Here is a 26,162-nt window from a genome sequence, read left to right as displayed (position 1 = left end):
AACTGAGATTTTATCGAACAGTCTGAGCGGTAGTATCCATCGGAGCACAGGGCCCGATGGATCCGTGTGACAACAACAGGAGACTGAACATGCGTATCGACCTGCAATGCGATGGTGTTGAAGCCGCCCCCGGCCTGCGCGAATACGTGGCGCGTCGAATGAAATTCGCAGTCGGCCGTTTCCGCGACCACATCCAGTGGGCGCGCGTGAAAGTCGCCGACGTGAACGGTCCCAAGGGCGGCGTCGACAAGCGTTGCGTGGTACAACTGCGACTGCGCAACCTGCCCGACGTGGTGTTCGCCATCAACCAGCTCGACGTGCGCGCCGCGGTCGATGAAGCGGCCGACCGGGTCGCCCGCGTACTCGCGCAGCGCGTGCGCCGCCATCAGCGTCCCGATCGCACGGCCGGGGCCGTCATGCCGGCCTGAGTTTCGCCGCAGGCCATCGCCTGAACGGCCGGGCAGTGCCACGTGTCGGGACCGGCCCCAAAACAATTCACACTCTCTTCCTTAGGAGGACATTCGATCATGGAAAACCGCATCACAGGCTTCGGCCGTGCCGAGGCTTCGGTCCTGCAGACCAACAAGGTCATCCGCAACACTTACATGCTGCTGTCGCTGACGCTCGCGTTCTCGGCGCTGACTGCCGGTGTGTCGATGGCGATGGGCGCGCCGCGCCTGGGCATCCTGATCACCCTGGCCGGTTACTTCGGCCTGCTGTTCGCCACGACCAAGTTCCGTAACAGCAGCCTCGGTGTCGTCTTCGTGTTCGCGCTGACCGGCTTCATGGGCTTCACGCTCGGCCCGATCATCTCTGCCTACCTGTCGCTGCCGAATGGCAGCAGCATCGTGATGCAAGCCATGGCCGGCACGGCGGCGATCTTCCTGGGCCTGTCCGCCTATGCGCTGACCACCAAGAAGGACTTCTCCTTCATGGGCGGCTTCCTGATGGTGGGTATCCTGGTGGCCTTCCTCGCTGGCCTGGGCGCGATCTTCTTCTCGATCCCGGCGCTCTCGCTGACCGTGTCCGCCGCCTTCGTGCTGCTGATGTCGGGGCTGATCCTGTATGAGACCAGCAACATCATCCATGGTGGTGAAACCAACTACATCATGGCAACCGTGTCGCTGTTCGTGTCGATCTTCAACCTCTTCACCAGCCTGCTGCACCTGCTGGGCTTCGCCAACAACGAGTGACCCCCTCCTCCCCGGTCACGACCGGGCCGAGGCGCACCGGGGCGGCTGCCGCAAGGCGCCGCCCCGGTGTTCTTTTGAGGTCTGCCTGCTTTTGCGCCGCAGCATGCAGTGCTCGCGTGGCACAACGCAGGCGTTACAATGGCGGACATTTTTGACTTGGACAGGCCGGGATGAAGACCACCTTTCTCGATTTCGAAACGGCGATCTCCGAACTTGAGGAAAAGATCGACCAGCTGCGTTTCGTGCAGGACGATCCGGCGGTCGACATCTCCGACGAGATCAAGCGGCTCGAGACCAAGAGCCAGTCGCTGACCAAGGATCTTTACGCCAAACTGACGCCCTGGCAGGTCGCCCAAGTGGCGCGTCACCCGCAGCGTCCCTACACGCTCGATTACGCGAGCCTGATCTTTACCGACTTCCAGGAACTGCACGGCGACCGCAGCTACGCCGACGACAAGGCCATCGTCGGCGGCCTGGCGCGCTTCAATGGCCAGGCCTGCGTGGTGATCGGCCATCAGAAGGGGCGCGATACCAAGGAAAAGATCGCGCGCAACTTCGGCATGCCGCGGCCCGAGGGCTACCGGAAGGCCATGCGCCTGATGAAGATGGCCGAGAAGTTCGCGCTGCCGGTGTTCACCTTCGTCGATACGCCGGGTGCCTATCCCGGCATCGGCGCCGAGGAACGCGGCCAGTCAGAGGCGATCGGCCACAGCATCTACCTGATGGCCGAGCTCAAGACGCCGATCATCAGCACCATCATCGGCGAAGGCGGTTCGGGTGGCGCGCTCGCGATCGCGGTGGCCGATCAGGTGCTGATGCTGCAGTACTCGGTCTACTCGGTGATCTCGCCCGAGGGCTGCGCCTCCATCCTTTGGAAGAGCGCAGAAAAGGCCGCTGATGCTGCCGAGACCATGGGCATCACCGCACAGCGCCTGAAGTCGCTCGATCTGGTCGACAAGGTCGTGGACGAGCCGGTGGGCGGCGCGCATCGTGATCCGCGCGTGATGGCGGCGACCCTGAAACGCGCACTGACCGATGCCTTACGCGAGCTCGAGGTGCTGACGCCGTCCGAGCTGGTTGCTCAGCGCTACGAGAAGCTGATGCGCTACGGTCGCTTCAAGGACAAGGCGGCCTGAGGCCTTATCGCGCCTGGGGCCGGCGGCATTGCGCTTGCGCCTCGGGTGGCGCGTGTCCTGGAGCCGGCGCTGGCAGCGCACCGTGACCGTCACCGACGTACCCGCCGCAGTTTCGGCTGCGCTGCGCCTTGCAGGCGTGGGGCAGGGGAGCCGGCTGTGCTGTGCGCTCTCCGGGGGGGTTGATTCCGTCGTCCTGTTCGAGGCCTTGCGCGTAGTGCAGGGAGCGCTCGGGTTTTCGCTCAGCGCAGCCCACGTTCACCACGGCCTGAGCGGGAACGCACCGGCCTGGGCCGAGGCTTGTCGGGTGCGCTGCGCGCAGGCTGGCGTTCCGTTTCAGATCCTTGCGGTGGAGGTTGTACGCGATGGGGGGCAGGGGCTCGAGGCCGCCGCCCGCAGCGTGCGCCTGGCGGCACTGCGGGCGTTGCCCTGTGACTGGCTGGTGTTCGGCCATCACCAGGATGATCAGGCCGAAACCCTGCTGTTCCGTCTGTTCCGTGGCGCAGGTGTGCGGGGCGCCTCGGCCATGCAGGCGCTGCAGCCTGCCGCAGGCGGAGTCCCCGGCAGCCTGCGCCCCCTCCTGGGGCTGCGTCGGGCGCAGATCGTCGGCTGGGCGCGCGCTTGCGGCCTCGACTGGGTGGAGGACGAAAGCAACGCTGACCTGCACTTCACCCGCAATGCGATCCGCCATCGCCTGCTGCCGGTGGCGGGCGAGATCTTTCCCGCCGCGGTGCCTGCGCTGGCACGCGCAGCCGCGAATTTCGCAGAGGCCGATACGCTGCTTGGGGCGCTGGCGGAAATCGATCTGCAGGCCTGCGGAGGGGAGGCGCTCTCGCGTACCGCGCTGCGCGGGCTGAGTGCCGCGCGTCAGGCCAACCTCGTGCGCTGGCGGATGCAGGCGGCGGGCGTGCAGGCGCCCCCGGCGCGCAGACTGGCTGAAGCGCTACGCCAACTGGACGCGCTACCCGCCGAACGCGCGCTCGACATCGGGCTCGGTGCGTGGGCCTTGCGCGCTTACCGCGACCGTGTGTGGCTGGAGCCGGCGCAAGGACCGCTGCCCGCGCCCCGCGCGTGGGTGGGCGAGGCGGTGCTGCCCTGGGCCGGAGATTCGGTGCGTTTCGAATCCGTGGTGGGTGAAGGGCTGAGCCTCGCGCGCCTGGAGGGTGCAGCGCAGCGTGTGCTGGCGCCGCGGCAGGTCGGCATGCGGCTGCGCTTGTCCGCACAGCGTCCGCGGCGAGAGCTGCGCAAGCTGTGCCAGGAGGCCGGCATCCCGGTCTGGCTGCGTGAGCGCCTGCCGGTGCTCTGGGTGGACGGGGTGCCGGCCTGGGTCGGCGGCCTGGGGGGGGCGGTGGAGTTCTCCGCCGCTGAGGACGAGCCTGGAGTGGTGTTGCGCTGGCCGGCGGGCTGAGTATCAGCCGCGCAGCGTGGTCAGCAACTGCGCCAGCTCGACCGCCGAGCGCACCGCCATCTTGTCGAAGATGCGCGAGCGATGCGCCTCCACCGTACGCATCGAGATCGCCAGTTCGTCGGCGATGACCTTGTTGTACTTGCCCTCGAGGATCAGGTTCATCACCTCTCGTTCGCGCTGTGTCAGCGTCGACAGCCGCGCTTCCACCGTTTCCCGACTGGCGGCTGCGCGCAGGCGCTCGTTGTCGGCGGCGAGGGCTTTCTCGACCAGATCGACGAGGTCATGATCGTTGAATGGCTTCTCGATGAAGTGGAACGCCCCTTTCTTCAGCGCCGAAACGGCCATCGGTACGTCGCCGTGACCGGTGATGAAGATAACCGGCAGCTCGCAGCCGCGCGCGAGCAGGGTGTCGAAGCACTCCAGGCCGGTCATGCCCTGCATGCGGATGTCGAGCACGATGCAGCCGCGCCACTCCGGCTGCCAGGCCTGCAGGAACTCCTCGCCGCCCGGCCAGGTCCGGCACGCGACGCCGCGCGTCTTGAACAGCCATTGCAGGGCATCGCGAATGGCTTCGTCGTCGTCGATGATGTGGGTGCAGGCATCAGTCATGCGCGTCGTTCTCAACGGGGAGCGATAGGGTGAAGATGGTACCGCCCCCGGGGCGGGCACCGAAAGCCAGGCGGCCGTGGTGGAGCTCCGCGATCGAGCGGCAGATGTTCAGCCCCATGCCCATGCCCTCCTGCTTGGTGCTGAAGAAAGGCTCGAAGAGCCGCGCTGCGGCCTCCTCGCTGATGCCCGTGCCGCGGTCGCCGACGGCCACGTTGACGAAGCGGCCTTCCTGGCCCGTGCAGATGTCGACGCTGCGCGCGGCGAGCGGGGTGTCATGCATCGCATCCATCGCGTTGCGCACCAGGTTGACCAGGATCTGCTCGATCATCACCGCGTCCGCAGGCACGCTTGGCAGTGCGGGGGCCAGCTGAACGCGCAGCTGAACATGGCGCTTGCGCGCGTCCGCCTCGATCAGGCCGACTGCGTCGCGCACCACGCCGTTCAGGTCGAGCGGCACCCGCTTGGGCTCCGAGCGGCGCACAAAGTCATGCACCCTGCGGATGATCTCACCCGCACGTCGTGCCTGCCGGCCGATGCGCTCCTGAATGTCGAGCAGTTCTCCACGGTCGATGGGCTGCGCGCTCTCGAGGCGATTGACGCAGCCGCTGCTGTAGCTCGCGATCGCTGCCAGCGGCTGGTTGAGTTCGTGCGCGAGCGTGGAGGCCATCTCGCCCATGGTGATCAGGCGCGAACTCTGCTGCAGGCGCTCCTCCTGCTGCCGTGCCTGCTCGCGTGCACGCTTCTGCTCGGTAATGTCGAGCACTGAACCCATCCATCCCGAATGCCGGCCAGCGGCGTCGATGAGCGGCGCTTCGAAGACGAGCGCGTCGAGCGCCTCACCGTTCTTGCGCCGCAGCCGGACCTCGGTGCCCTCGGGGTCGCTGCCCGCAGCCATGATCTGGCGATGCAGCTCGAGGGTCTGCTCCAGGTTCTCCGGGTCCCAGTACGGCATGGGTGGCCGGAGCCCGATCAGCTCCTCGCGCTCGAAGCCTGTCATCCGGCAGAAGGCGGAGTTGACGTAGGTGAGCCGCCCGTCCAGATCACGGGCGCGCATGCCGGTGAGCATCGAATCCTCCATCGCCTTGCGGAAGGCTGATTCGGAGCGCAGTGCGAGCTCGGCCTCCTGACGTCGGGCGAGCTGGCGGCGCAACTGGGTCACGCTCCAGACGATGATGATCGCGAGCAGGACGATCGATGCCCCCAGCAACATCGGTATCCAGCGCGTGTCGGATCGGTACGCGGTGATCTGCAGCATCAACCCATGACCTGGGGGGTCGAAGGGCATGGTGTAGGCGAGGCTGGAGGAGACCGGTGCAACCTTGGATTTGGAGGCGATCTCCCTTTCGTCGGCATCGAGCACGGCCACCCGGTAGCGTTCGGAAAACCACCACGGCAGTTCGCGCATGACCAGGTCGGGCAGCGAATAGACGCCTACCACGACGCCGAGCGGTTCGTCATCAGACCAAACCGGCACATACACGTCGAACAGCGGCAGGCCGCCGGGGCCGATGTAGTGCGCCCCATACACTGCGCGCCCGATGCTGCTCGCGAGGCGGAAACCCGTTTCGCGCGCGTCGGCCTGGCTTTCGCCGTTGCCGCTGCGGGCTGGAGGGGGGCGGTCGCCCGTCAGCGGTGGGATGGCGCCAGCCAGCTTGCCTTCGGGGGATAGCCACAGGATGCGGATCAAGCCACGCTCCTGGCCGAGAAGGGCTGCGACGCGGGCCTCGGTCTGGGGCTCGAGTGCTTGCGGGCCGAACAGTTCGGGGCCGATTTCCTGCAGATGGATCTCGTTGCGGTCGAGATGGAAGCGCAGGTTCTGCTCCATCCACAGCACGTCGTTGATCAGGGTCGTGCGCTGCTCGTCGGCGTCGTAGGCGCGGGTCAGCCAGACCAGGGCGGCAATGGCAGCGAGGAACAGCGCGAGGCTCAGGTACGGCAGGTACTGCAGCCACTGGCGGCGCGGGAGGTGCGGGAAGGGCGAAAGATGGGAGACTGGGGCGTTCATGTGCCGGGTGGAGAGGCGCCGGGTAAAGAAGAGGTGTCGGGGCGAGGGTGGCTGAGGAGGGCGGGTCGTGGCAGGCGGCCTGCGGTTTTCACGGTTGCGGACATCCACAATAGCAGTCCGCCGGACCCGAAAGGATACTGATTCAGGGCACAGCAAAACTTATCGCCGTGTCCCTCACGCGCCCGGCAGCCGCCGGAACGCTCAAGGAATTCAAGCCGTTCTCTCGGAGGAGATGTGTTCATGAAGATTCGTGCGCTTCTGGTTGGCCTGGCGGCCGTGGGACTATCGGCAACTGCGGTTGCAGCAGACCCGATCGTGATCAAGTTCAGCCACGTCGTGGCCCAGGACACGCCCAAGGGTAAGGCCGCGGAAAAATTCAAGGAGTTGGCCGAGCAGTACACCAACGGCGCGGTCAAGGTCGAGGTCTACGCCAACAGCACGCTGTACAAGGACAAGGAAGAGATGGAAGCACTGCAACTCGGCGCCGTCCAGTTGCTCGCACCGTCGCTCGCCAAGTTCGGCCCTCTGGGTGTGCGTGAGTTCGAGGTTTTCGACCTGCCCTACATCTTCGACGGCTACGCCACGCTGCACAAGATCACCAAGGGGGCGGCCGGCCAGCAACTGCTCGCCAAGCTCGAGCCCAAGGGCATCAAGGGGCTGGCGTTCTGGGACAACGGCTTCAAGTCCCTCTCGGCCAACTCGCCGATCCGCACGCCCGACGACCTGAAGGGCAAGAAGATGCGCATCCAGTCGTCCAAGGTGCTCGAGGAGCAGATGCGCACCGTCAAGGCGCTGCCGCAGGTGATGGCATTCTCAGAGGTGTACCAGGCGCTGCAGACCGGCGTGGTCGATGGCACCGAGAACCCGCATTCCAACCTGTTCACCCAGAAGATGCATGAAGTGCAGAAGCACATGACGCTGACGGACCATGGCTATCTGGGCTATGCCGTCATCACCAACAAGAAGTTCTGGGAGGGCCTGCCCGCAGAAGTTCGCACCCAGCTCGACAAGGCGATGGCCGAGTCGACCGACTATGCGAACCAGATCGCGAAGGAAGAGAACGACAAGGCTCTCGAGGGCGTGCGTGCTTCCGGCAAGACCGAGATCTACACGCCGACCGCAGAAGAGAAGGCTGCCTTCATGAAGGCACTTGCCCCGGTGCACAAGAAGATGGAGTCGCGCATCGGCGCCGACCTGATTCAGTCGATCTACAAGGAAACCGGCTTCGATCCCTCCAAGCTGTAATCGAGTCTTCTAGACGCCCAGTAGCGCCCGTCAGGCCACGCAGACCAGACGGGCGTTTTTTCGGGGGAAAACAATCATGAACAAGCTTCTCGACCGCCTCGAGGAGTTCATCATCGGCGCCCTGATGGCAGTGGCGACGATCGTGATCTTCATCTCGGTGGTGCACCGCTATATGTCCGGGTACGAAATCCCGGGGCTGCAGGACTGGCTGCTCGAGCTGAACGTCGGCTGGGCGCAGGAGTTCTGCATCATCCTTTTCGTGTGGATGGCGAAGTTCGGCGCCGCCTATGGCGTGCGCACCGGCATCCACGTCGGCGTCGACATCCTGGTGAACAAGCTCACTGGTGCTTCGCGAGCCGCCCTCATCCAGACCGGTCTGGTGTGCGGGGTGGTCTTCACCGGTCTCATCGGCCTCTTCGGCGCGCTCTTCGTGTGGGAGAACGGCCTGGCCTACGAGACCCTGACCCTGCTCGGTCGTGACGCCGGAGATTTCTTCGAAGGTCCGACGACGCCCGATCTCGAGTGGCCGACCTGGATCGTGTACTCCGCAGTGCCGCTGGGTTCCTTTCTGATGTGCTACCGCTTCGTGCAGGTGATGGTGAGCTTCGCCCGTACAGGCGAATTGCCCACGCACGATCACGGTCATGTCGAAGGTCTGGACGAAGACGACGACGAAAGCGTGCTGCTCGGCGGAGAGGCGATCTCCATCGCCGAGGACATCGAGCACGCTCGCCATGACGGGGACGTGAAGCGTCCGGGTCAGGGCAAGTGAGGAGGACGAAGAAATGACCAATACGATTGCAATCTTCGGCCTGCTCGTCGTCCTCATGGCGATCGGCATGCCGGTGGGTGTGGCGCTCGGCCTCACCGTGCTGAGTTTCATGTTCATCTTCACCGACGTGCCGCTAGAGTCCGTGGCGCTCAAGATGTTCACCGGCATCGAGAAGTTCGAGATCATGGCGATCCCGTTCTTCATCCTCGCGGGCAACTTCCTCACCCACGGCGGGGTGGCGCGGCGCATGATCAACTTCGCCACCGCCATGGTCGGCCACCTGCGTGGCGGCCTGGGCATGTCGGCGGTGCTGGCCTGCGCGCTGTTTGCCGCGGTGTCGGGTTCGAGCCCGGCCACCGTGGTGGCGATCGGCTCGATCCTCATTCCGGCCATGATCAAGCAGGGCTACCCGGTGCGCTTCGGTGCCGGCGTGGTGGCTTCGGCCGGCGGTCTGGGCATCCTGATTCCGCCGTCCATCGTCATGGTGATGTATTCGGTGACGACCAACTCCTCGGTCGGTGCGCTGTTCATGGCGGGCGTGATTCCGGGCCTGCTGCTGGCCTTCATGCTCGGGCTGACTACCTGGTACGTGGCGCGCAAGAACAACTACCCGGTGATGCCGTCGGCAACTTGGGGCGAGCGCATCAAGCACTTCCGCAAGGCCTTCTGGGGCCTGATGCTGATCGTCGTGGTGATGGGCGGTATCTACTCGGGCATGTTCACCCCGACCGAGGCTGCGGCGATGAGCGCGGTGTATGCCTTCTTCATTGCGGTGTTCGTGTATAAGGATCTGACCTTCAAGCAGATCCCGCGGGTGCTGCTGGATTCGGCGAACATGAGCGCGATGCTGCTGTTCATCATCGCCAGCGCGGTACTGTTCTCCTTCATCCTGACCAGCGAGCAGATCCCTCAGCGCATGGCCGACGCCATCGTCGCCAGCGGCATGGGGCCGATCGGCTTCCTGATCGTGGTGAACATCCTGCTGCTGGTGGCTGGCGCGCTGATGGAGCCGTCATCGATCATCCTGATCCTGGCGCCGATTCTTTTCCCGGTTGCGGTGGCGCTGGGGATCGATCCGATCCACTTCGGCGTCATGATCGTGGTGAACATGGAAATCGGCATGATCACGCCGCCGGTAGGGCTGAACCTGTTCGTCGCCAGCGGCGTGACCAAGGCCGGCCTGACCGAGATGAGCAAGGCAGTCATGCCGTGGCTGTACACGATGCTGGTGTTCCTGATGCTGATCACTTACATCCCGAGCATTTCCACCTTCCTGCCCAAGGCGCTCGGCATGATGTAAGCGTCCTGGCCCGGTCGCGTCAGGCGATTCGGGGGGCTGGTCGCTGCAATCCCCGCGGGGCGGTCAAGCCCGGCGGGGATTTGCGCTTTTGACGGCCGCGCATTTGCGCCGGCTTACATTCGCACGCACCGCGTGCGCATCGGTGTCACGCGAAACCTGTTAAAATTTCGCGCTTTTTTCTTAACCTCGCGCTTCGTACAAGCGCAGTCCCGGAGTTTTCCATGGCAATCGAACGCACCCTGTCCATCATCAAGCCTGACGCCGTCGCCAAGAACGTGATCGGCCAGATCTACGCCCGCTTCGAAGGCGCTGGCCTCAAGGTCATCGCCGCCAAGATGGCTCACCTGTCCGAGCGTGAGGCCGGCGAGTTCTACGCCGTGCACAAGGAGCGTCCCTTCTTCAAGGATCTGGTGTCCTTCATGACCTCAGGCCCGGTGATGATCCAGTGCCTGGAAGGCGAGAATGCCATCGCCAAGAACCGTGAACTGATGGGCGCCACCGACCCGAAGAAGGCCGACAAGGGCACCATCCGCGCCGATTTCGCCGAGTCGATCGACGCCAACGCCGTGCACGGCTCCGACGCGCCCGAGACGGCTGCCGTGGAAGTGGCGTTCTTCTTCCCGGGCATGAACGTTTACTCGCGCTGAGCGGTCCGTACCAACGGCCCGTCGCGCACGCTTCGCGGTGCCTTCCGCACCGCGTGCGGCGTGTTCGGGCCGTTTGCATTACGGTCGGTCCGTCATTGCGGGCCTCCGCTACCGACAAGTGAAGTTTCAGGCATGAGCACTCCCAATCCGGTCAATCTGCTCGATTTCGACGTCGACGGCCTCGTCGCCTGGTTTGCCGGGCTGGGCGAGAAGCCGTTCCGTGCCCGCCAGGTGATGCGCTGGATGCATCACGAGGGTTGCGACGATTTCGATGCGATGACCGACGTCGCCAAATCCCTGCGCGCCAAGCTCAAGGACATCGCCGTGATCCGCCCGCCGGTGCCGGTGCGCGACTCGATCTCGGCCGACGGCACGCGCAAGTGGCTGCTCGACGTGGGTAACGCCAACGCGGTCGAGACCGTGTTCATCCCTGAAACCAGCCGCGGCACGCTGTGTGTGTCGTCGCAGGCCGGCTGTGCGCTCGACTGCGCTTTCTGCTCGACCGGCAAGCAGGGCTTCAACCGCAACCTCAGCGCGGCGGAGATCATTGGCCAGCTCTGGCTGGCCAACAAGCTGCTCGGTGCCGCCCGCGATGAAGCGCAGGATCTCGAAACCGGCGAGAAGGACAACGGGCGCATCATCAGCAACGTCGTGATGATGGGCATGGGCGAGCCGCTCGCCAACTTCGACAATGTCGTCACTGCGTTGCGCCTGATGCTCGACGACCACGCCTACGGCTTGTCGCGCCGCCGCGTCACGGTGTCGACCTCTGGCATCGTGCCGGCGATGGATCGCCTGCGCGAGGAATGTCCGGTGGCGCTTGCGGTCTCGCTGCACGCCTCCAACGACACGCTGCGCGACCGTCTCGTGCCGATCAACCAGAAATATCCCTTGCGCGAACTGATGGCCGCCTGCCAACGTTACCTCGAGCGCGCGCCGCGCGATTTCGTCACCTTCGAGTACGTGATGCTCGACGGCGTCAACGATAGCGATGCGCACGCGCGAGAGCTGGTGGCGCTGGTGCGCGACACGCCGTGCAAGTTCAACCTGATACCGTTCAATCCTTTCCCGAACTCGGGTTTCCAGCGTTCACCCGCGGAGCGTATCCGCCGCTTTGCCGGTATCCTGATCGACGCCGGAATCGTGACCACGACGCGCAAGACCCGCGGAGACGATGTCGACGCAGCTTGCGGTCAGCTCGCCGGACAGGTTCAGGACAAGACCCGGCGCACGGTTCGGCTGCAGCCGGTCATGGAGGAACGCAAATGAAATCCAGATGGATGCTCGCCGCACTCGCGGCCGCCACGCTCACGGTGGGGGGGTGCGCCACGCAGCAGGGGGGCGGGGTAGCCGAGCCGTCTTCCACAGGGAGTCGGCCGATGTCGGACCTCACGCCGACCACCCCGCTCGAGCGCAGTGCGCGCGTACATGTGGACCTGGGCATGGCCTACTTCGAGATCGGTCGCTACGACGTGGCGATCGACGAAGCGCGTGTCGCCCTCGCCAGCAGCCCTTCGTATGCGCCGGCCTTCCACCTGCTCGGCTTGGCCTACATGCTCATCGAGGAGAACACCGGCGCGCGCGAGAACTTCGAGCGTGCGCTGCGTGAAGCACCGGGCGATCCCGATTTCAACAACAGCTATGGCTGGTTCCTGTGCACCCAGGGGCAGATCCCGCAGGGGCTGGAGCGGCTCGCGATCGCTGCGCGCAACCCTTATTACCGCTATCCCACCCGCCCGCTCACCAACGCTGGTCTGTGTCATTTGCGTGCGAACGAGGATGCCGCGGCGGAGGTGCAGTTCGTGCGTGCGGTCCAGGCGGACCCGGCCAACGGTGACGCGATCTACCAGCTCGCTGACATCGCTTACCGGGGCGGTCGTTACGAAGAGGCGCGCAGCCATCTCATCCGTCTCCACCAGCAGCAGGGGCCGAGTCCCGCGTCTGCCTGGCTGGGCTTGCGTACCGAGCGCCGCCTGGGCAACGGAGATGCCGAACAGAGCTACGCCGCGCAGTTGCGCAGCCGCTTCGGCGAATCGCCTGAAACCAAACTGCTGGAGCGGGGGGCGTACGAGTGAGCGACATGCAAGATCAGAGCCTGCACAAGCCTGCGACCATGGTGTCCTCGCCCGGGACAGTGTTGCGCGGCGCGCGTGAAGCGCGCGGGGAGAGCGTGGGCGAGGTGGCCTTTGCGCTCAAACTCAGCCCGCGCCAGATCGACGCGATGGAGAACGACGATTTCGCTGCCCTCCCGGGCATGGCCTTCGTGCGTGGCTTCATGCGCAACTATGCGCGCTACCTCGGTATCGACGCAGCGCCCCTGCTGGAGGCGGTGCAGCGCCTGGTCGATGTCGATACCCCGGACCTGTCGCCGATCCGTAATGCCGAAGGGCAGATCCCCATGGGGGACGCGCGTCGTAGCGGAGGCTTTCCCTTTGGCGTGGTGGTCGTGCTTCTGGCGGTGGCCCTTGCCGTCGGCTGGTATTTCGATTGGTTCCGTACCGAGCCGGTGACCGCGGTTCTGGAGCCCGCGCCCGACTTCGTGCCGGCTCCGGTGCAGCCGCTCGACATGCCGCTTGCGGAGCCGGCGCTGCCGCCCGCAGCGGCGGAGGACGATTCGGCTGCACAGCAGGCGGCTGCCGTGACGCCGGATGCCGGCGGTGCAGCGGACCAGGTCGACGGAAAGGACTCGGCTGCTGAAGCGTCGGCTCCGGCTCCGGCTCCGGCTCCGGCTCCGGCTGTGGCGCCGGCAGCCGAAGCGACCGCCCCCGCAGGCGTTGAGAACGAAACGAACGCAGCGGATGCGGCGGGTACCGAAGCGCCGGAGCCCGCCGCCGCGCTGGTGGATGGGGCCGAAGCGACTGCCGGAACGCTTGGCTTCCGGTTTGCGGCCGACTCGTGGATCGAGGTGCGTGACGGCAAGGGCACGATCCTGCATTCCGGCGTCAACCGGGCGGGGAGCGCGCGCACGGTGCAAGGCACGCCCCCGTTCGCGCTGGTGGTGGGCAACTCCGCCAGTGTGACCCTCGAACACGACGGCAAGCCGGTCGATCTCGCGGCACATACGCGCGGCTCGGTTGCACGTCTGACCCTTCCCTGAAGAACGACCCATGAATCCGCAACAGGACCTCGAACCGATCGAAACCGGCGCACTTGGTCGCCACCGCACCCGCGCGGTGCGGGTGGGGCAGGTGCTCATCGGCGGTGATGCGCCGGTGGTGGTGCAGTCGATGACCAACACGGACACCGCCGACGTGCTCGCCACCGCGATGCAGGTTGCCGAACTGGCGCGAGCGGGTTCCGAGATCGTTCGCATCACGGTCAACAACGAGGCCGCAGCGGCGGCGGTGCCGAAGATCCGCGATCGTTTGCTCGCGCTCAACATGGACGTGCCGCTGGTCGGCGATTTTCACTACAACGGTCACAAGCTGCTCACGGATTTCCCGGCCTGTGCCGAGGCGCTCGCCAAGCTGCGCATCAACCCGGGCAACGTGGGTGCGGGTGCCAAGCGCGACCCGCAGTTCGCCGCCATCGTCGAACTCGCCTGCCGCTACGACAAGCCGGTGCGCATTGGCGTCAACTGGGGCAGCCTCGACCAGTCGGTGCTCGCGCGCATCATGGACGAGAATGCCAAGCGTGCGGAGCCGCGCGACGCCGGCGCGGTGATGCGCGAGGCGCTCGTCGTTTCCGCGCTCGAATCCGCCGCCAAAGCCGAGGAATACGGCCTCGGCCGCGACCGCATCATCCTCTCCGCCAAGGTCTCCAGCGTGCAGGATCTGATCGCGGTGTACCGCGACCTCGCGCGCCGCAGCGACTACGCGCTGCACCTCGGGCTCACCGAGGCCGGCATGGGCAGCAAGGGCATCGTCGGCTCCACCGCCGCGCTTGCGGTGTTGCTGCAGGAGGGCATCGGCGACACCATCCGCATTTCGCTCACCCCTGAGCCGGGCGGCAGCCGGACGCAGGAGGTTGTGGTCGCGCAGGAGATCCTGCAGACCATGGGCCTGCGCGCCTTCACGCCCATGGTTACCGCCTGCCCGGGCTGCGGGCGGACCACCAGCACCTTCTTCCAGGAGCTTGCCTCGGGCATCCAGGCGTATGTGCGTGCGCAGATGCCGGTTTGGCGCGACCAGTACGATGGCGTGGAGAACATGACGCTCGCCGTGATGGGCTGTGTGGTCAATGGTCCGGGCGAGTCCAAGCATGCGAACATCGGCATCTCGCTGCCCGGTACCGGCGAGTCACCGGCGGCGCCGGTATATGTGGACGGCGAAAAGGTGGTGACCTTGCGCGGCGACAACATCGCAGCGGAATTCAAGGCCATCGTGGACAACTACGTGGCCACCCGATACGTCAAGAAGGGCGCCTGAGCGCCCCGATCGAGAACGACAACCGCGTTTCAGCGCGAAACAGAAGAACAGAACAGATGAGCCAGACCTTGCAGGCCGTGCGCGGGATGAACGACATTCTCCCCGCCGATGCCGAAACCTGGGAATATTTCGAAGACATCGTCCGCGACTGGCTGCAGAGCTACGGCTACCGCCCCATCCGCATGCCGCTGGTCGAGCCCACCCCCTTGTTCAAGCGCGCGATCGGCGAAGTCACCGACATCGTCGAGAAGGAGATGTACTCCTTCGAGGATGCGCTCAACGGTGAGCAGTTGACCTTGCGCCCGGAAGGCACTGCCTCCTGCGTGCGCGCTGCGATCCAGCACAGCCTGATCCCCTCGGCCGGGCCGCAGCGGCTGTACTACTACGGCCCGATGTTCCGTCATGAGCGCCCGCAGAAGGGGCGTTACCGACAGTTCCATCAGATCGGCGTGGAGGCGCTCGGCTTCGCCGGCGCGGATACCGACGCCGAGCTGATCCTGATGTGCGCGCGCTTGTGGGAGGACCTTGGCCTGGAGGACGTTTCGCTCGAGATCAACTCTCTCGGCGCGCCTGAGGAGCGGGCGTTGCATCGCGCCGCGCTGATTGCCTATCTCGAACAGCACCAGGACCGACTCGACGAGGACGGCAAGCGTCGCCTGCACACCAATCCGCTGCGCATCCTGGATACCAAGAACCCCGAGCTGCAGGCGATTGTCGAGGCGGCCCCCAAGCTCGCCGATTACCTTGGCGAAGAATCGAAGGCGCATTTCGATGCGGTGCAGGTCTTCCTCAAGGATGCCGGCATCCCCTACCGCATCAATCACCGCCTGGTACGCGGTCTGGACTATTACAACCGCACCGTGTTCGAGTGGGTCACCACCCGCCTCGGCGCGCAGGGAACGATCTGTGCCGGTGGGCGCTACGACGGCCTGTTCGAGCAACTGGGCGGCAAGCCCCAGCCGGCCGCAGGTTTCGCGATTGGCATCGAACGCCTGCTGCTGCTGTGGCAGGCTTGCGGTGGTGAGGCCGAGCGGCCGCTTCCCGACGCCTATGTGGTCAGCGTGGGCGAGCAGGCGCAGCGCGTGGCGATGCGCGCCGCGGAATCGCTGCGCGAGCATGGCTTCGCGGTGCTGATGCACTGCGGGGGCGGCAGCTTCAAGTCGCAGATGAAGAAGGCCGACGCAAGCGAGGCGCCGGTGGCGATCGTGATCGGCGAGGACGAGGCTGCGGCGGGCGAGGTCGGCCTCAAGCCCTTGCGCGGTGCGGGCGCGCAGCAGAGGGTTGCGCTCGACGGGCTGCCCGAAGCGATGGCGGCATTGCTGTATTCCGAAGAACCCGAACAGGATGAACAAGGGGCTTGATGATGGCGGTCTACGATCTCGAAGAACAGGAACAGATATCCGAGCTCAAGGCGTGGTGGGCCCAGTATGGCAACTTCGTCGTCACCCTCGCGGTGCTTGCCGCGCTGGCCTCGGTGGGGTGGCAGGCCTGGCAGTGGTATCAGAACCGCAACGCGGCCGAAGCAGGCACGCTGTATTACGCGGTCCAGCAGGCGGCCGAGAAGCAGGATGCGCAGAAGGCGCGGGAAGCCGCAGGCCGGCTGATCGGAGAGCATGGCGGCAGCGTCAGCGCGCAACTGGGCGCGCTGCTCTCGGCGGCGATGCAGTTCGAGGCGGGCGATCTGGACAACGCGCGCGCCCAGCTCGAATGGGCGGCCGAGAAAGGGTCGGATCCGGCCCTGCGGGATCTCGCCAGGCTGCGCCTGGCAGCCGTCCTGTTGCAGGCCGGTGAGCCCGAGGCCGCACTTGCGCGCTTGCAGGCTGCGCCGACCGTGGCTTTCATGGCACGCTTCGACGATCTGCGTGGCGACATCCTCGCGGCGCAGGGAAAGGCGGCCGAGGCGCGCGCAGCGTGGCAGGCTGCGATCGATGCGCTCGCCGCACAAGGGGATGATGCCGCCAGCCTGCGTGAGGTGGTGCGCGTGAAACTCGAATCGCTTGGAGCCTGATCGATGAAAGCAATGAACGCTCGGCTCCTGCCCCTGCTCGCGGCTGCGCTGCTCGCGGGCGGCTGCTCATCCCTGAACCCCTTCTCCAGTTCGGCGCCCAAGCCGGCGGCGCTGCAGGATTTCACCCCGAGCGCCGAGCTTGCGGTGAGCTGGCGGGCCAGCGTCGGCAGTGCGGGTGAGTACCGCTTCCAGCCCGCAGTCTGGGGGGATAGCGTCTATGCCGCAGGGCATCGGGGCACGGTCGCCCGCTTCGAGGGCGGTCGCCAGGTCTGGGGCGCCGATACCGATATGCGTCTGTCCGCTGGCGTAGGTACGGACGGACGCCTGGCTGCGGTCGTGACCACCGACGGCACCGTGATCGCGCTCGACGCCCAGACTGGCGCGGAACGCTGGCGCGCACCGGTAGGGGCGGAAGTGCTCGCGCCCCCCGCGGTCAGCCTCGAGTTCGTGATCGTGCGTGCTTCGGACAATCGCCTCATCGCCCTCGACGCGCGCGACGGGAGCCAGCGCTGGACCTATCAGCGCAACAACCCGCCGCTTGCGCTGCGCAGTTTCGCGAGCGTGGTCATTGAAGGCCCAGTGGTGCTCGCCGGCTTTCCGGGGGGCAAGCTCGGCGTGATCAACCTTGCCAATGGCGGCGCGATCACTGAACTCAACGTGGCGTTGCCGCGCGGCGCGACTGAACTGGAGCGTGTGGCCGACATCGTCGGCACGCCGGTGGTCGGACGGCGGGAAGTGTGCGCCGTTGCCTACCAGGGGCGTGCCGCCTGCTTCGATACGTCGAGCGGAAATCCCCTGTGGGCGCGTGACTTCTCGAGCAGCGTGGGGATGGACCGCGACGCCCGCTTCGCGATGATCACCGACGACCGGGATGCGGTACATGCGCTCGACGCGTCCAGCGGCGCCAGTGTATGGAAGCAGGATGCGCTCGCGCGCCGTGCAGTTTCGCGCCCGCTGATTGTCGGCGATCACGTGATCGTGGGCGATGTCCAGGGTTATGTCCATGCACTCACGCGCGATACCGGCAGCTTCGCCGCGCGCGACCGTGCGGGCAACGATGCGATTTCCGCCGATCCGGTAGCGTATGGTCGCGGATTCGTCGTGCAGGGCGCGGGTGGTGACATCACCGCCTACGAAGTCCGTTGAGGCAAGCGAACCCGTGAAACCCACCATTGTTTTGGTCGGCCGTCCCAACGTCGGCAAGTCGACCCTGTTCAACCGCCTCACGCGTACCCGCGACGCGCTGGTCGCCGACCAGCCTGGCCTGACCCGTGACCGCCACTATGGGGTGGGACGCGTCGGTGAGCGCGACTACCTTGTGGTGGATACCGCAGGCTTCGATCCTGTGGCCAAGGACGGCATCATGCACGAGATGGCGCGCCAGGCCGAACAGGCGATCGCCGAGGCGGACGTGCTGCTGTTCCTGGTCGATGGTCGTGCCGGACGAACTCCGCACGACGAGAACATCGCTGCGCGCCTGCGCCGCGCGGGGCGCCCGGTGCATCTGGTCGTGAACAAGGCCGAGGGGATCGACCGCGCGATGGTTGCCGCTGACTTCCATGCGCTCGGGCTGGGCGACCCGCTGCCGGTATCGGCCGCGCACGGCGATGGCGTCAAGCAACTTGTCGAGCTTGTGCTCGCGCCCTTCCCGGTAGACGACGAAAAGGCGTCCTCCGAGGATGAAGGGCCGCGTGTGGCGATCGTCGGGCGTCCCAACGTCGGCAAGTCCACGCTGGTCAATACCTTGCTCGGCGAGGAGCGAGTGATTGCCTTCGATCTCCCGGGTACCACCCGCGACGCGATTTCCATTCCCTTCGAGCGCGGTGGCAAGCGCTACACTCTGATCGACACCGCCGGGCTGCGCCGTCGCGGCAAGGTGTTCGAGGCGGTTGAGAAGTTCTCCGTGATCAAGACCCTGCAGGCCGTGCAGGAGTCCAATGTGGTGGTGTTGGTGCTCGATGCCGCGCAGGATATCTCGGATCAGGATGCACACATCGCCGGCTTCGCGCTCGAGGCCGGGCGCGCGCTGGTGGTGGCGATCAACAAGTGGGATGCGGTGGATGACTACCGGCGCGAGCGCCTCAAGGCCGACATCGCGCGCAAGCTGTCTTTCCTGTCTTTCGCGCGCTTCCACCAGATTTCCGCGCTCAAGTCGCAGGGCATCGGGGGGCTGCTCGCATCGGTGGATGCCGCCTATGCCGCCGCCACGGCCAATCTGTCCACGCCGCGCCTGACGCGCGCGCTGCAGCAGGCCGTCGCGCGCCAGGCGCCGCCGCGACATGGCATGGCCCGCCCAAAGATGCGCTATGCGCACCAGGGGGGCATGAACCCGCCGGTGATCGTCATCCACGGCAACGCGCTGGACGATATCCCGCAGTCCTACGAGCGCTATCTGGAGCGCTGCTTCATGGAGGCCTTCAAGCTCCAGGGTACGCCCTTGCGCGTTCAGTTCCGCACCACGCACAATCCTTACGCAACCCGGAGTTGACGAAATTCCGGCGAGAGCCTTTTTCCACACCCGGATTTCGTAGCATACTGCCATGTCGCAGCGCAGCAACAAATCCACAACATTCTTATAAACACAATATAAAGAGGTTCAATAATGAGCAACAAAGGGCAACTCCTGCAGGACCCCTTCCTGAACACCCTGCGTCGCGAACACATCCCCGTGTCGATCTATCTGGTCAATGGCATCAAGCTCCAGGGCCAGATCGAGTCCTTCGATCAGTATGTCGTGCTGCTCAAGAACACCGTCACCCAGATGGTCTATAAGCACGCCATCTCCACTGTGGTGCCTGCGCGCCCGGTCGTCATCCAGCAGGAAGAGGGCGGCAACTGAGCCCCGTGACGAAGCTGCGAGCCGGTCGCGCGCCGGCCGCAGGAGGCGCGCATGTTTGAGCGCCCCGCGTCCGGCGAACGCGCGGTCCTGGTTCAGCTTGATCTTGGCCAGGGTGCGATCGAGGAGCGGCTCTCCGAACTGAAGCTGCTCGTCGGCAGCGCCGGCGCGAGCGTCGAGGCGGTCGTCCAGGGGCGGCGTGCGGCGCCCGACTCCAAGCTCTTCGCCGGCAGCGGCAAGGTGCAGGAGGTCGGCGAGGCGTTGCGCGCCCACGGCGCGGACATCGTGATCTTCAATCACGCGCTGTCGCCGGCGCAGCAACGCAACCTCGAGCGCGAGCTGCAGTGCATGGTGATCGATCGCACGGCGCTCATCCTCGACATCTTCGCCCAGCGCGCGCGCAGCCACGAAGGCAAGCTACAGGTGGAACTCGCCCAGCTCGAGCATCTGGCTACCCGCCTGGTGCGCGGCTGGACACACCTCGAGCGGCAGAAGGGCGGCATCGGCCTGCGCGGCCCGGGCGAAAAGCAGCTCGAAACCGACCGCCGCCTGCTGGGTACGCGGGTCAAGATGCTCAAGTCCCGGCTCGCGCAGATCGAGAAGCAGCGCAAGGTTCGGCGACGCGCCCGGGAACGCCGAGACGTTCTCTCTGTCTCTCTCGTCGGGTACACCAATGCGGGCAAGTCCACCCTGTTCAATGCGCTGACCAAGGCCGGCGCCTATGCAGCCGATCAGCTCTTCGCCACCCTCGACACCACCTCCCGCCGGCTTTACGTCGGCGGCGACCGGAGTGAGGAGGGGGCAGGCGTGAATGTGGTGCTGTCGGACACGGTGGGTTTCATCCGCGATCTTCCGCATGCGCTGGTTGCGGCCTTTCAGGCCACGCTCGAGGAAACGGCGCAGGCAGACCTCCTGCTGCATGTCGTCGATTCTGCGAGTGAGGATCGCGACGCGCAGATCGAGGCGGTGAACCTGGTTCTCGCCGAGATCGGTGCGGCCGACGTGCCGCAGATCCTGGTGTGGAACAAGGTCGACCTCACGCGGGCGGCTCCAGCGGTCGAGCGTGGGGACTGTGATAAGATCAGGCGCATTTTTTTGAGCGCCCGAACGGGGGAAGGTCTCGACCTGCTTCGCGACGCGCTCGCCGAAGTGGCGCGCCAGACCTTTGGTGACAAGGCCGGCCGGAATGACGGCACGGCGGAAGGAAGACCACAACAACCGTGATAACAGGCATTCTCATGTCACTCAACGATCCACGCTGGGGTAGCCAGGGCGGCGGCGATGGCGACCGCGAAGACGGCAACCGCGGCGACGACCATCGCAATGACGATCTCCGCGGCGACCGCAATCGCGGAGCGAACCAAGGCCCGCCCGACCTCGAAGAGGTATGGCGCGATTTCAATCAGCGCCTGACGGGCATGTTCGGCGGCAAGCGCAATGACCGTCGCCCTGCCGGCGGTGGTGGCAATGGCGGGGGCGGCGGTCCGCAGTTGCCGAGCTTCTCGTTCAAGCAATTCGGTGGTGGCATCGGTGTGCTGCTCGTGCTTGTGCTCGTCGTCTGGCTTGCCAGCGGCTTCTACACCATCGACGCCAACCAGCGCGGCGTGGTGCTGCGTTTCGGCGAGTACGTCTCCACGACCGAGCCAGGCCTGCGCTGGCGCCTCCCGGCACCGATCGAATCGCATGAGGCGGTTGACCTGACCGGCGTGCGCACCGTCGAGGTAGGGTATCGCGCGTCCGAGCGCAACAAGGTGCTGCGCGAAGCGCTGATGCTGACCGATGACGAGAACATCATCAACATCCAGTTCGCCGTGCAGTGGGTGCTTAACAGCCCCGAGAACTACCTGTTCAACAACCGCTTTCCCGATGAGGCAGTGGCGCAGGCGGCCGAAACCGCGATGCGCGAGATCGTCGGCAAGAGCCGCATGGACTTCGTGCTGTACGAAGGACGTGAGGAGATCGCTGCGACTGCGCACGAGCTGATGCAGCGCATCCTCGATCGCTACGAGACGGGGATCCAGATCAGCCGTGTCACGATGCAGAACGCCCAGCCACCGGAGCAGGTGCAGGCTGCATTCGATGATGCCGTCAAGGCCGGTCAGGACCGCGAGCGACAGAAGAACGAGGGTGAGGCGTATGCCAACGACGTCGTTCCGCGTGCGCGGGGTACAGCGTCGCGCCTGATCGAGGAAGCCAATGCCTACCGTGAGCGCGTGGTCGCTAACGCAGAAGGTGAGGCGAGCCGCTTCAATCAGGTGTTCGCGGAGTACAGCCGCGCGCCGGAAGTCACGCGCGAACGCCTGTACATCGAGACCATGCAGCAGGTGCTTTCCAATACCTCCAAGGTCATGGTCGATGCGCAGGGCAACGGCAACCTGTTGCTGCTGCCGCTCGACAAGCTGATGCAGCAGAGCAGCACCGGTCCGGCGCCGGTCAAGGTCGACCCGCAGTCGGCGGCGGGCCTGTCCGCAGATGCGCCGATGCCATCTTTCGACCCGCGCAACCGGGATGGAATGTTCAGTCGTGAGCGGGGGGTTCGGTGATGCGTGACAAGATGTCCCTGATTGGTGGCGTGCTGGTGTTCGCCGGCCTGATTGCCTCGATGTCGTTGTTCACCGTGGATCAGCGCCAGTATGCGATCGTGTTCCAGCTTGGCGAGATCAAGGAGGTCATCTCCGACCCCGGTCTCAACGTCAAGCTGCCCTTCATCCAGAACGTGCGCTACTTCGACAAGCGCATCCTGACCATGGATACGCCGGAGCCGGAGCGCTTCATCACCTCCGAGAAGAAGAACGTGCTGGTCGACCACTTCGTGAAGTGGCGCATCATCGACCCCCAGCTGTACTACGAGTCGGTGGCTGGTGACGAGGCGCGGGCCCGCACCCGGCTGACGCAGACGGTGAACGCCGGCCTGCGTGAGGAATTCGGCCGCCGTACCGTGCATGACGTGGTGTCCGGGGAGCGCGATGCAATCATGGAGCAGATGCGCGAGCGCGCCGACCGCGACGCCCGCACCATCGGCGCGCAGATTGTTGACGTGCGTCTGAAGCGCGTCGATCTGCCCAATGAGGTGTCGGAATCGGTCTACCGCCGCATGGAGGCAGAGCGTACGCGCGTGGCCAACGAACTGCGTTCTCTGGGCGCCGCGGAAGCCGAGCGCATCCGCGCGGATGCCGACCGTCAGCGCGAGGTCATCATCGCCGAAGCCTACCGATCCTCGCAGGAGATCAAGGGTGAAGGCGACGCGAAGGCGACGTCCATCTATGCCGAGGCCTTTGGCAAGGACACGGACTTCTATGCCTTCTACCGCAGCCTGGAAGCCTATCGTTCCAGCTTTGCGGGCAAGGACGATGTGATGGTCGTAGACCCGAGCTCGGATTTCTTCCGTTTCCTCAAGGACTCAGGGGGCGCTGCGCGCAACTGACGCCCGCATGGGAAATTCGCTCCTGACCGCCTTCGCGCTGATGCTGATCATCGAAGGCCTGTTACCCTTCGTCGCGCCGGCCGCCTGGCGCGACACCTTTTTGCGCCTCGCCAGCATGGCGGACGGCCAGATCCGCTTCATCGGGCTGACCTCCATGCTGCTGGGGGTGATCCTGCTCTTCCTCTTCCTCTGACACGCTCATGCGCTGGGTATTGCCCGATCACATTCAGGACGCCCTGCCGTCCAACGCTCATCAGCTCGAAACCCTGCGCCGCAGGCTGCTCGACGCTTTCCGGTTGCGCGGCTACCAGCTCGTGATGCCGCCCATGCTGGAGTATCTGGACTCGCTGACCACCGGCGCCGGCCAGGATCTCAAGCTGCGCACCTTCAAGCTGGTCGATCAGCTCTCTGGACGCACGATGGGTGTGCGCGCGGACATGACGCCGCAGGTCACCCGCATCGACGCCCACCTGCTCAATCGGCAGGGGGTGTCGCGGCTGTGCTACTGCGGCAGCGTGCTGCATACCGTGCCCTCGTCGCTCACCGCCACGCGCGAGCCGATCCAGGTCGGTGCCGAGGTTTACGGCCATGCCGGCGTCGAAGCCGACATCGAGATCCTGCGCCTGCTGGCGGAGGTGCTGCGCCTGGCCGAAGTGCCCGCCTCGCGCATCGATATCAGCCACGTCGGCCTGTTTCACGCGCTGGTCGCGCGTACCGGCCTCGTCTCCGAGCGTGAGGTCGAACTCTTCGACCTGATCCAGGCCAAGGACGTACCGGAGCTGCGCAGGATGCTCGCTGACGTGCCCGAGCCGGTGCGTGGCGCGCTGCTCGCCCTGCCGGGTCTGTATGGTGGCGCCGAGGTGCTGGATGAGGCGGCTGCGCGGCTGCCGCAGGATGCAGAGATCGCTGGCCCGCTCGGAGAACTGCGTGCGCTCGCGCGTGCCCTCGCCGATCTGCCGGTGAGCTTCGATCTATCCGACCTGCGCGGCTATCACTATCACAGCGGCATCGTGTTCGCCGCTTATGGTGCGGACTCGCCTGCAGCGCTTGCGCTGGGTGGGCGCTATGACCGGGTGTCCGAAGCGTTTGGGCGCGCGCGTCCGGCGACCGGATTCAGCCTCGATCTGCGCGAGCTTGTCTGGCGTCTGCCCCAACTGGCGCCGATGACGGGCGCGATTCTGGCGCCCCTCGAAGGCGACGCGGCGCTGGCGGAGGAGGTGGGGGCATTGCGCGCGCGTGGCGAGATCGTCATGAATGCGCTGCCCGGGCACGAAGGAACTTGGAACGAAGCCGGCTGCGACCGGCAACTGGTGAAGCGGGGCGATCGCTGGGCGATCGTGCCGTTACAGGGAGAGTAAAAAAATGGCAAAGAACGTCGTCGTCGTCGGCACCCAGTGGGGAGACGAAGGCAAGGGCAAGATCGTCGATTGGCTGACCGACCATGCGAAGGGCGTCGTGCGCTTCCAGGGCGGACACAATGCCGGTCATACGCTGGTGATCGGGCAGACCGAGTACAAGCTCAACCTCGTGCCCTCGGGTATCGTGCGTGAGGGCGTGGCCTGCTTCATCGGCAACGGTGTCGTGCTCGATGCGCATCACCTGCTGTCCGAGATCCGCACGCTGGAGGCCGGCGGCATCAAGGTGCGCGACCGTCTGCGCATCAGCCCGGGCTGCCCGCTGATCCTCGGCTACCACAGCGCGCTCGACCGCGCGCGCGAAGCCGCCAAGTCCGCGGACGACAAGATCGGCACCACCGGCAAGGGCATCGGCCCCACCTACGAGGACAAGGTGGCGCGCCGCGCGCTGCGTGTGTACGACCTGTTCGATCGTGCGCGCTTCGCCGCCAAGCTCAAGGCCAATCTCGAATATCACAACTTCGTGCTGACGCAGCACCTCGGTGCCGAGCCGGTCGATTTCCAGGCCGTGTTCGACGAGGCGATGGCGGACGCCGAAGAGTTGCTGCCGATGGTGGCCGACGTCTCCGCCGAGCTTTACGCGATCAACAAATCGGGGGGCTCGCTGCTGTTCGAGGGTGCGCAGGGTACGCTGCTCGACATCGACCACGGCACCTATCCCTTCGTCACCTCGAGCAACTGCGTGGCCGGACAGGCCGCGGCGGGCTCGGGCGTCGGGCCCAGCCGCCTGCACTACGTGCTGGGCATCACCAAGGCGTATTGCACCCGCGTCGGCGGCGGCCCGTTCCCGACCGAACTCGACATCGAAACCAAGGGCGTGCCGGGCGAGCAGATGTCGACCAAGGGTCGCGAGTTTGGCACCGTTACCGGTCGCAAGCGCCGTTGCGGCTGGCTGGATCTTGCTGCGCTCAAGCGTTCGATCATCATCAACGGCGTGACCGGCCTGTGCATCACCAAGCTCGACGTGCTCGACGGCCTCGAGGAACTCAAGCTCTGCACCGGCTACATGCTCGACGGCAAGCGCATCGACCTGCTGCCCATGGGCTCGGAAGAGGTCACGCGCTGCGAGCCGATCTACGAAACCATGGCGGGCTGGAGCGGCACGACCTTTGGTGCGCAGAGCTGGGACGCTCTGCCGCAGGAGGCACGCGCCTATCTGCACCGCATCGAGGAGATCTGCGAGATCCCGATCGACGTGATCTCCACCGGCCCCGAACGCGACGAGACCATCCTGCGGCGCCACCCGTTTGGTGCCTGATCGAGGTTTGCAGCCGAAGCAGGCCCTCGCGGGCGTGCTCAAATCTGTGGGGGCGGGCGTGTCCGCGAGTGTTGCCTGCACCGCAGGCGTTCGTGGATGCGCCCGCTCCCACAGTGCTTTCGAGTCGCTTCGCGTGAGCAGAGCGGTGAACGAAAAAAGCCGGCTTTCAGCCGGCTTTTCCCTGCAACTGGTGCCCAGAAGAGGACTCGAACCTCCACGCCTCGCAGCGCTAGTACCTGAAACTAGTGCGTCTACCAATTCCGCCATCTGGGCAGGGACGCGCATAATAGCAAAGTCGCTCGCGTGCGTGAAGCGATTTGTCGGTTTCTCTGCTGCGAGCCCCGAAGCCGTACGACAGTGGACAGAGACGGACAACAACAGACAACAAAAAAGCCGCTCCGAAGAGCGGCTTTCCTGTGAAACTGGTGCCCAGAAGAGGACTCGAACCTCCACGCCTCGCGGCGCTAGTACCTGAAACTAGTGCGTCTACCAATTCCGCCATCTGGGCAAGAAGACGCGCATTATAAGCACGAAATGAAGAT

Annotated in this window: 25 protein-coding genes and 2 tRNA genes; 23 read left to right on the top strand and 4 right to left on the bottom strand. The window is 65.5% G+C overall.

Translation table 11 applies throughout. The features are described 5' to 3' along the window. Nucleotides 1-89 precede the first annotated feature (89 nt). The 4 genes from ACUH78_RS11795 to tilS all read left to right on the top strand — a co-directional run bounded on the left by ACUH78_RS11795 (nt 90) and on the right by tilS (nt 3,734). Nucleotides 90-428 (top strand): HPF/RaiA family ribosome-associated protein, encoded by a 339-nt coding sequence (locus ACUH78_RS11795; protein ID WP_418364192.1) that lies wholly within the window; start codon nt 90-92, stop codon nt 426-428. Nucleotides 429-527: 99 nt separating this feature from the next. Further along, the gene (locus tag ACUH78_RS11790; protein ID WP_418364191.1) at nt 528-1,193 is read left to right on the top strand and encodes a Bax inhibitor-1/YccA family protein; all 666 of its coding nucleotides are present in this window, start codon (nt 528-530) and stop codon (nt 1,191-1,193) included. Nucleotides 1,194-1,363: 170 nt separating this feature from the next. Further along, nucleotides 1,364-2,329 (top strand): acetyl-CoA carboxylase carboxyltransferase subunit alpha, encoded by a 966-nt coding sequence (locus tag ACUH78_RS11785; RefSeq protein WP_418364190.1) that lies wholly within the window; start codon nt 1,364-1,366, stop codon nt 2,327-2,329. Between the two features lie 82 nt (nt 2,330-2,411). Then, a complete protein-coding gene (tilS, locus tag ACUH78_RS11780) occupies nt 2,412-3,734 on the top strand; it encodes a tRNA lysidine(34) synthetase TilS (RefSeq protein WP_435749775.1) in 1,323 nt (440 codons plus the stop codon). Between the two features lie 3 nt (nt 3,735-3,737). Here the strand turns inward: tilS and ACUH78_RS11775 are convergent, their stop codons facing one another. Together ACUH78_RS11775 and ACUH78_RS11770 are read right to left on the bottom strand one after the other, a co-directional pair. Continuing rightward, the gene (locus ACUH78_RS11775) at nt 3,738-4,343 is read right to left on the bottom strand and encodes a response regulator transcription factor (protein ID WP_418364188.1); all 606 of its coding nucleotides are present in this window, start codon (nt 4,341-4,343) and stop codon (nt 3,738-3,740) included. Next, complete coding sequence (locus tag ACUH78_RS11770) at nt 4,336-6,348, bottom strand: sensor histidine kinase (RefSeq protein ID WP_435749774.1); 2,013 nt, start codon at nt 6,346-6,348, stop codon at nt 4,336-4,338. The genes ACUH78_RS11775 and ACUH78_RS11770 overlap by 8 nt, the downstream gene beginning before the upstream one ends. Before the next feature lie 240 nt (nt 6,349-6,588). On the opposite strand from ACUH78_RS11770, the gene ACUH78_RS11765 reads away from it, so the two are divergent. The 19 genes from ACUH78_RS11765 (at nt 6,589) to ACUH78_RS11675 (ending at nt 25,620) form a co-directional block, all read left to right on the top strand. Beyond that, the gene (locus ACUH78_RS11765) at nt 6,589-7,593 is read left to right on the top strand and encodes a TRAP transporter substrate-binding protein (RefSeq protein ID WP_435749773.1); all 1,005 of its coding nucleotides are present in this window, start codon (nt 6,589-6,591) and stop codon (nt 7,591-7,593) included. Between the two features lie 76 nt (nt 7,594-7,669). After that, entirely contained in the window at nt 7,670-8,365 is a 696-nt protein-coding gene (locus tag ACUH78_RS11760; RefSeq protein ID WP_418364185.1) for a TRAP transporter small permease, read from the top strand. A gap of 13 nt (nt 8,366-8,378) precedes the next feature. Further along, nucleotides 8,379-9,665: a TRAP transporter large permease gene (locus ACUH78_RS11755; protein WP_418364184.1), complete on the top strand. Its 1,287-nt coding sequence runs from the start codon at nt 8,379-8,381 to the stop codon at nt 9,663-9,665. Nucleotides 9,666-9,886: 221 nt separating this feature from the next. Further along, nucleotides 9,887-10,312 carry a nucleoside-diphosphate kinase gene (gene ndk / locus ACUH78_RS11750; RefSeq protein WP_153160961.1) on the top strand — a complete coding sequence of 142 codons (426 nt, stop codon included), beginning with the start codon at nt 9,887-9,889 and terminating at the stop codon, nt 10,310-10,312. A gap of 132 nt (nt 10,313-10,444) precedes the next feature. Continuing rightward, nucleotides 10,445-11,581 carry a dual-specificity RNA methyltransferase RlmN gene (rlmN, locus tag ACUH78_RS11745; RefSeq protein WP_435749772.1) on the top strand — a complete coding sequence of 379 codons (1,137 nt, stop codon included), beginning with the start codon at nt 10,445-10,447 and terminating at the stop codon, nt 11,579-11,581. Next, complete coding sequence (gene pilW / locus ACUH78_RS11740; RefSeq protein ID WP_435749771.1) at nt 11,578-12,387, top strand: type IV pilus biogenesis/stability protein PilW; 810 nt, start codon at nt 11,578-11,580, stop codon at nt 12,385-12,387. The genes rlmN and pilW overlap by 4 nt, the downstream gene beginning before the upstream one ends. 5 nt (nt 12,388-12,392) lie before the next feature. Next, nucleotides 12,393-13,409: a RodZ domain-containing protein gene (locus ACUH78_RS11735; RefSeq protein ID WP_445333550.1), complete on the top strand. Its 1,017-nt coding sequence runs from the start codon at nt 12,393-12,395 to the stop codon at nt 13,407-13,409. Between the two features lie 10 nt (nt 13,410-13,419). Then, entirely contained in the window at nt 13,420-14,679 is a 1,260-nt protein-coding gene (gene ispG / locus ACUH78_RS11730) for a flavodoxin-dependent (E)-4-hydroxy-3-methylbut-2-enyl-diphosphate synthase (protein ID WP_445333549.1), read from the top strand. Between the two features lie 56 nt (nt 14,680-14,735). Further along, entirely contained in the window at nt 14,736-16,040 is a 1,305-nt protein-coding gene (gene hisS, locus ACUH78_RS11725; RefSeq protein ID WP_445333548.1) for a histidine--tRNA ligase, read from the top strand. A 2-nt stretch (nt 16,041-16,042) separates the two neighbouring features. Beyond that, entirely contained in the window at nt 16,043-16,687 is a 645-nt protein-coding gene (locus ACUH78_RS11720; protein ID WP_418364369.1) for a tetratricopeptide repeat protein, read from the top strand. A 3-nt stretch (nt 16,688-16,690) separates the two neighbouring features. Then, entirely contained in the window at nt 16,691-17,833 is a 1,143-nt protein-coding gene (gene bamB / locus ACUH78_RS11715) for an outer membrane protein assembly factor BamB (protein ID WP_418364178.1), read from the top strand. Nucleotides 17,834-17,846: 13 nt separating this feature from the next. Then, nucleotides 17,847-19,175, top strand: a complete 1,329-nt coding sequence (gene der / locus ACUH78_RS11710; RefSeq protein ID WP_445333547.1) for a ribosome biogenesis GTPase Der — start codon at nt 17,847-17,849, stop codon at nt 19,173-19,175. A gap of 114 nt (nt 19,176-19,289) precedes the next feature. Continuing rightward, nucleotides 19,290-19,526 carry an RNA chaperone Hfq gene (hfq, locus tag ACUH78_RS11705; RefSeq protein WP_418364176.1) on the top strand — a complete coding sequence of 79 codons (237 nt, stop codon included), beginning with the start codon at nt 19,290-19,292 and terminating at the stop codon, nt 19,524-19,526. A 51-nt stretch (nt 19,527-19,577) separates the two neighbouring features. Then, nucleotides 19,578-20,747, top strand: a complete 1,170-nt coding sequence (gene hflX, locus ACUH78_RS11700; RefSeq protein WP_418364175.1) for a ribosome rescue GTPase HflX — start codon at nt 19,578-19,580, stop codon at nt 20,745-20,747. A gap of 14 nt (nt 20,748-20,761) precedes the next feature. Then, nucleotides 20,762-22,066, top strand: coding sequence for an FtsH protease activity modulator HflK (hflK, locus tag ACUH78_RS11695; RefSeq protein ID WP_418364174.1), 1,305 nt, complete (start codon nt 20,762-20,764; stop codon nt 22,064-22,066). After that, nucleotides 22,066-22,947, top strand: a complete 882-nt coding sequence (gene hflC / locus ACUH78_RS11690) for a protease modulator HflC (protein WP_418364173.1) — start codon at nt 22,066-22,068, stop codon at nt 22,945-22,947. Before hflK ends, hflC begins: the two co-directional genes overlap by 1 nt. A gap of 7 nt (nt 22,948-22,954) precedes the next feature. Next, nucleotides 22,955-23,140: a DUF2065 domain-containing protein gene (locus ACUH78_RS11685; protein WP_418364172.1), complete on the top strand. Its 186-nt coding sequence runs from the start codon at nt 22,955-22,957 to the stop codon at nt 23,138-23,140. 7 nt (nt 23,141-23,147) lie between these two features. Further along, nucleotides 23,148-24,305 carry an ATP phosphoribosyltransferase regulatory subunit gene (locus tag ACUH78_RS11680; protein WP_445333546.1) on the top strand — a complete coding sequence of 386 codons (1,158 nt, stop codon included), beginning with the start codon at nt 23,148-23,150 and terminating at the stop codon, nt 24,303-24,305. Between the two features lie 4 nt (nt 24,306-24,309). After that, complete coding sequence (locus ACUH78_RS11675; protein ID WP_435749762.1) at nt 24,310-25,620, top strand: adenylosuccinate synthase; 1,311 nt, start codon at nt 24,310-24,312, stop codon at nt 25,618-25,620. 188 nt (nt 25,621-25,808) lie between these two features. On the opposite strand, the gene ACUH78_RS11670 is transcribed toward ACUH78_RS11675, so the two are convergent. Together ACUH78_RS11670 and ACUH78_RS11665 are read right to left on the bottom strand one after the other, a co-directional pair. Then, a tRNA-Leu gene (locus ACUH78_RS11670) sits at nt 25,809-25,893 on the bottom strand. 150 nt (nt 25,894-26,043) lie between these two features. Next, nucleotides 26,044-26,128, bottom strand: a tRNA-Leu gene (locus ACUH78_RS11665). Between the last annotated feature and the right edge of the window lie 34 nt (nt 26,129-26,162).

Source organism: Thauera sp. ZXT1-4, assembly GCF_052598215.2.
The sequence above is the reverse complement of the archived record's forward strand: the minus strand, read 5'-3'. Positions and strand labels throughout refer to the sequence as shown.

Bases quoted from the DNA above. Each gene is read 5' to 3' on its own strand.
- ACUH78_RS11795 (WP_418364192.1), top strand. From the start codon at position 90: ATGCGTATCGACCTGCAATGCGATGGTGTTGAAGCCGCCCCCGGCCTG.
- ACUH78_RS11790 (WP_418364191.1), top strand. From the start codon at position 528: ATGGAAAACCGCATCACAGGCTTCGGCCGTGCCGAGGCTTCGGTCCTG.
- ACUH78_RS11785 (WP_418364190.1), top strand. From the start codon at position 1,364: ATGAAGACCACCTTTCTCGATTTCGAAACGGCGATCTCCGAACTTGAG.
- ACUH78_RS11775 (WP_418364188.1), bottom strand. From the start codon at position 4,343: ATGACTGATGCCTGCACCCACATCATCGACGACGACGAAGCCATTCGC.
- ACUH78_RS11770 (WP_435749774.1), bottom strand. From the start codon at position 6,348: ATGAACGCCCCAGTCTCCCATCTTTCGCCCTTCCCGCACCTCCCGCGC.
- ACUH78_RS11765 (WP_435749773.1), top strand. From the start codon at position 6,589: ATGAAGATTCGTGCGCTTCTGGTTGGCCTGGCGGCCGTGGGACTATCG.
- ACUH78_RS11760 (WP_418364185.1), top strand. From the start codon at position 7,670: ATGAACAAGCTTCTCGACCGCCTCGAGGAGTTCATCATCGGCGCCCTG.
- ACUH78_RS11755 (WP_418364184.1), top strand. From the start codon at position 8,379: ATGACCAATACGATTGCAATCTTCGGCCTGCTCGTCGTCCTCATGGCG.
- ndk (WP_153160961.1), top strand. From the start codon at position 9,887: ATGGCAATCGAACGCACCCTGTCCATCATCAAGCCTGACGCCGTCGCC.
- rlmN (WP_435749772.1), top strand. From the start codon at position 10,445: ATGAGCACTCCCAATCCGGTCAATCTGCTCGATTTCGACGTCGACGGC.
- pilW (WP_435749771.1), top strand. From the start codon at position 11,578: ATGAAATCCAGATGGATGCTCGCCGCACTCGCGGCCGCCACGCTCACG.
- ACUH78_RS11735 (WP_445333550.1), top strand. From the start codon at position 12,393: ATGCAAGATCAGAGCCTGCACAAGCCTGCGACCATGGTGTCCTCGCCC.
- ispG (WP_445333549.1), top strand. From the start codon at position 13,420: ATGAATCCGCAACAGGACCTCGAACCGATCGAAACCGGCGCACTTGGT.
- hisS (WP_445333548.1), top strand. From the start codon at position 14,736: ATGAGCCAGACCTTGCAGGCCGTGCGCGGGATGAACGACATTCTCCCC.
- ACUH78_RS11720 (WP_418364369.1), top strand. From the start codon at position 16,043: ATGGCGGTCTACGATCTCGAAGAACAGGAACAGATATCCGAGCTCAAG.
- bamB (WP_418364178.1), top strand. From the start codon at position 16,691: ATGAAAGCAATGAACGCTCGGCTCCTGCCCCTGCTCGCGGCTGCGCTG.
- hfq (WP_418364176.1), top strand. From the start codon at position 19,290: ATGAGCAACAAAGGGCAACTCCTGCAGGACCCCTTCCTGAACACCCTG.
- hflX (WP_418364175.1), top strand. From the start codon at position 19,578: ATGTTTGAGCGCCCCGCGTCCGGCGAACGCGCGGTCCTGGTTCAGCTT.
- hflK (WP_418364174.1), top strand. From the start codon at position 20,762: ATGTCACTCAACGATCCACGCTGGGGTAGCCAGGGCGGCGGCGATGGC.
- hflC (WP_418364173.1), top strand. From the start codon at position 22,066: ATGCGTGACAAGATGTCCCTGATTGGTGGCGTGCTGGTGTTCGCCGGC.
- ACUH78_RS11685 (WP_418364172.1), top strand. From the start codon at position 22,955: ATGGGAAATTCGCTCCTGACCGCCTTCGCGCTGATGCTGATCATCGAA.
- ACUH78_RS11680 (WP_445333546.1), top strand. From the start codon at position 23,148: ATGCGCTGGGTATTGCCCGATCACATTCAGGACGCCCTGCCGTCCAAC.
- ACUH78_RS11675 (WP_435749762.1), top strand. From the start codon at position 24,310: ATGGCAAAGAACGTCGTCGTCGTCGGCACCCAGTGGGGAGACGAAGGC.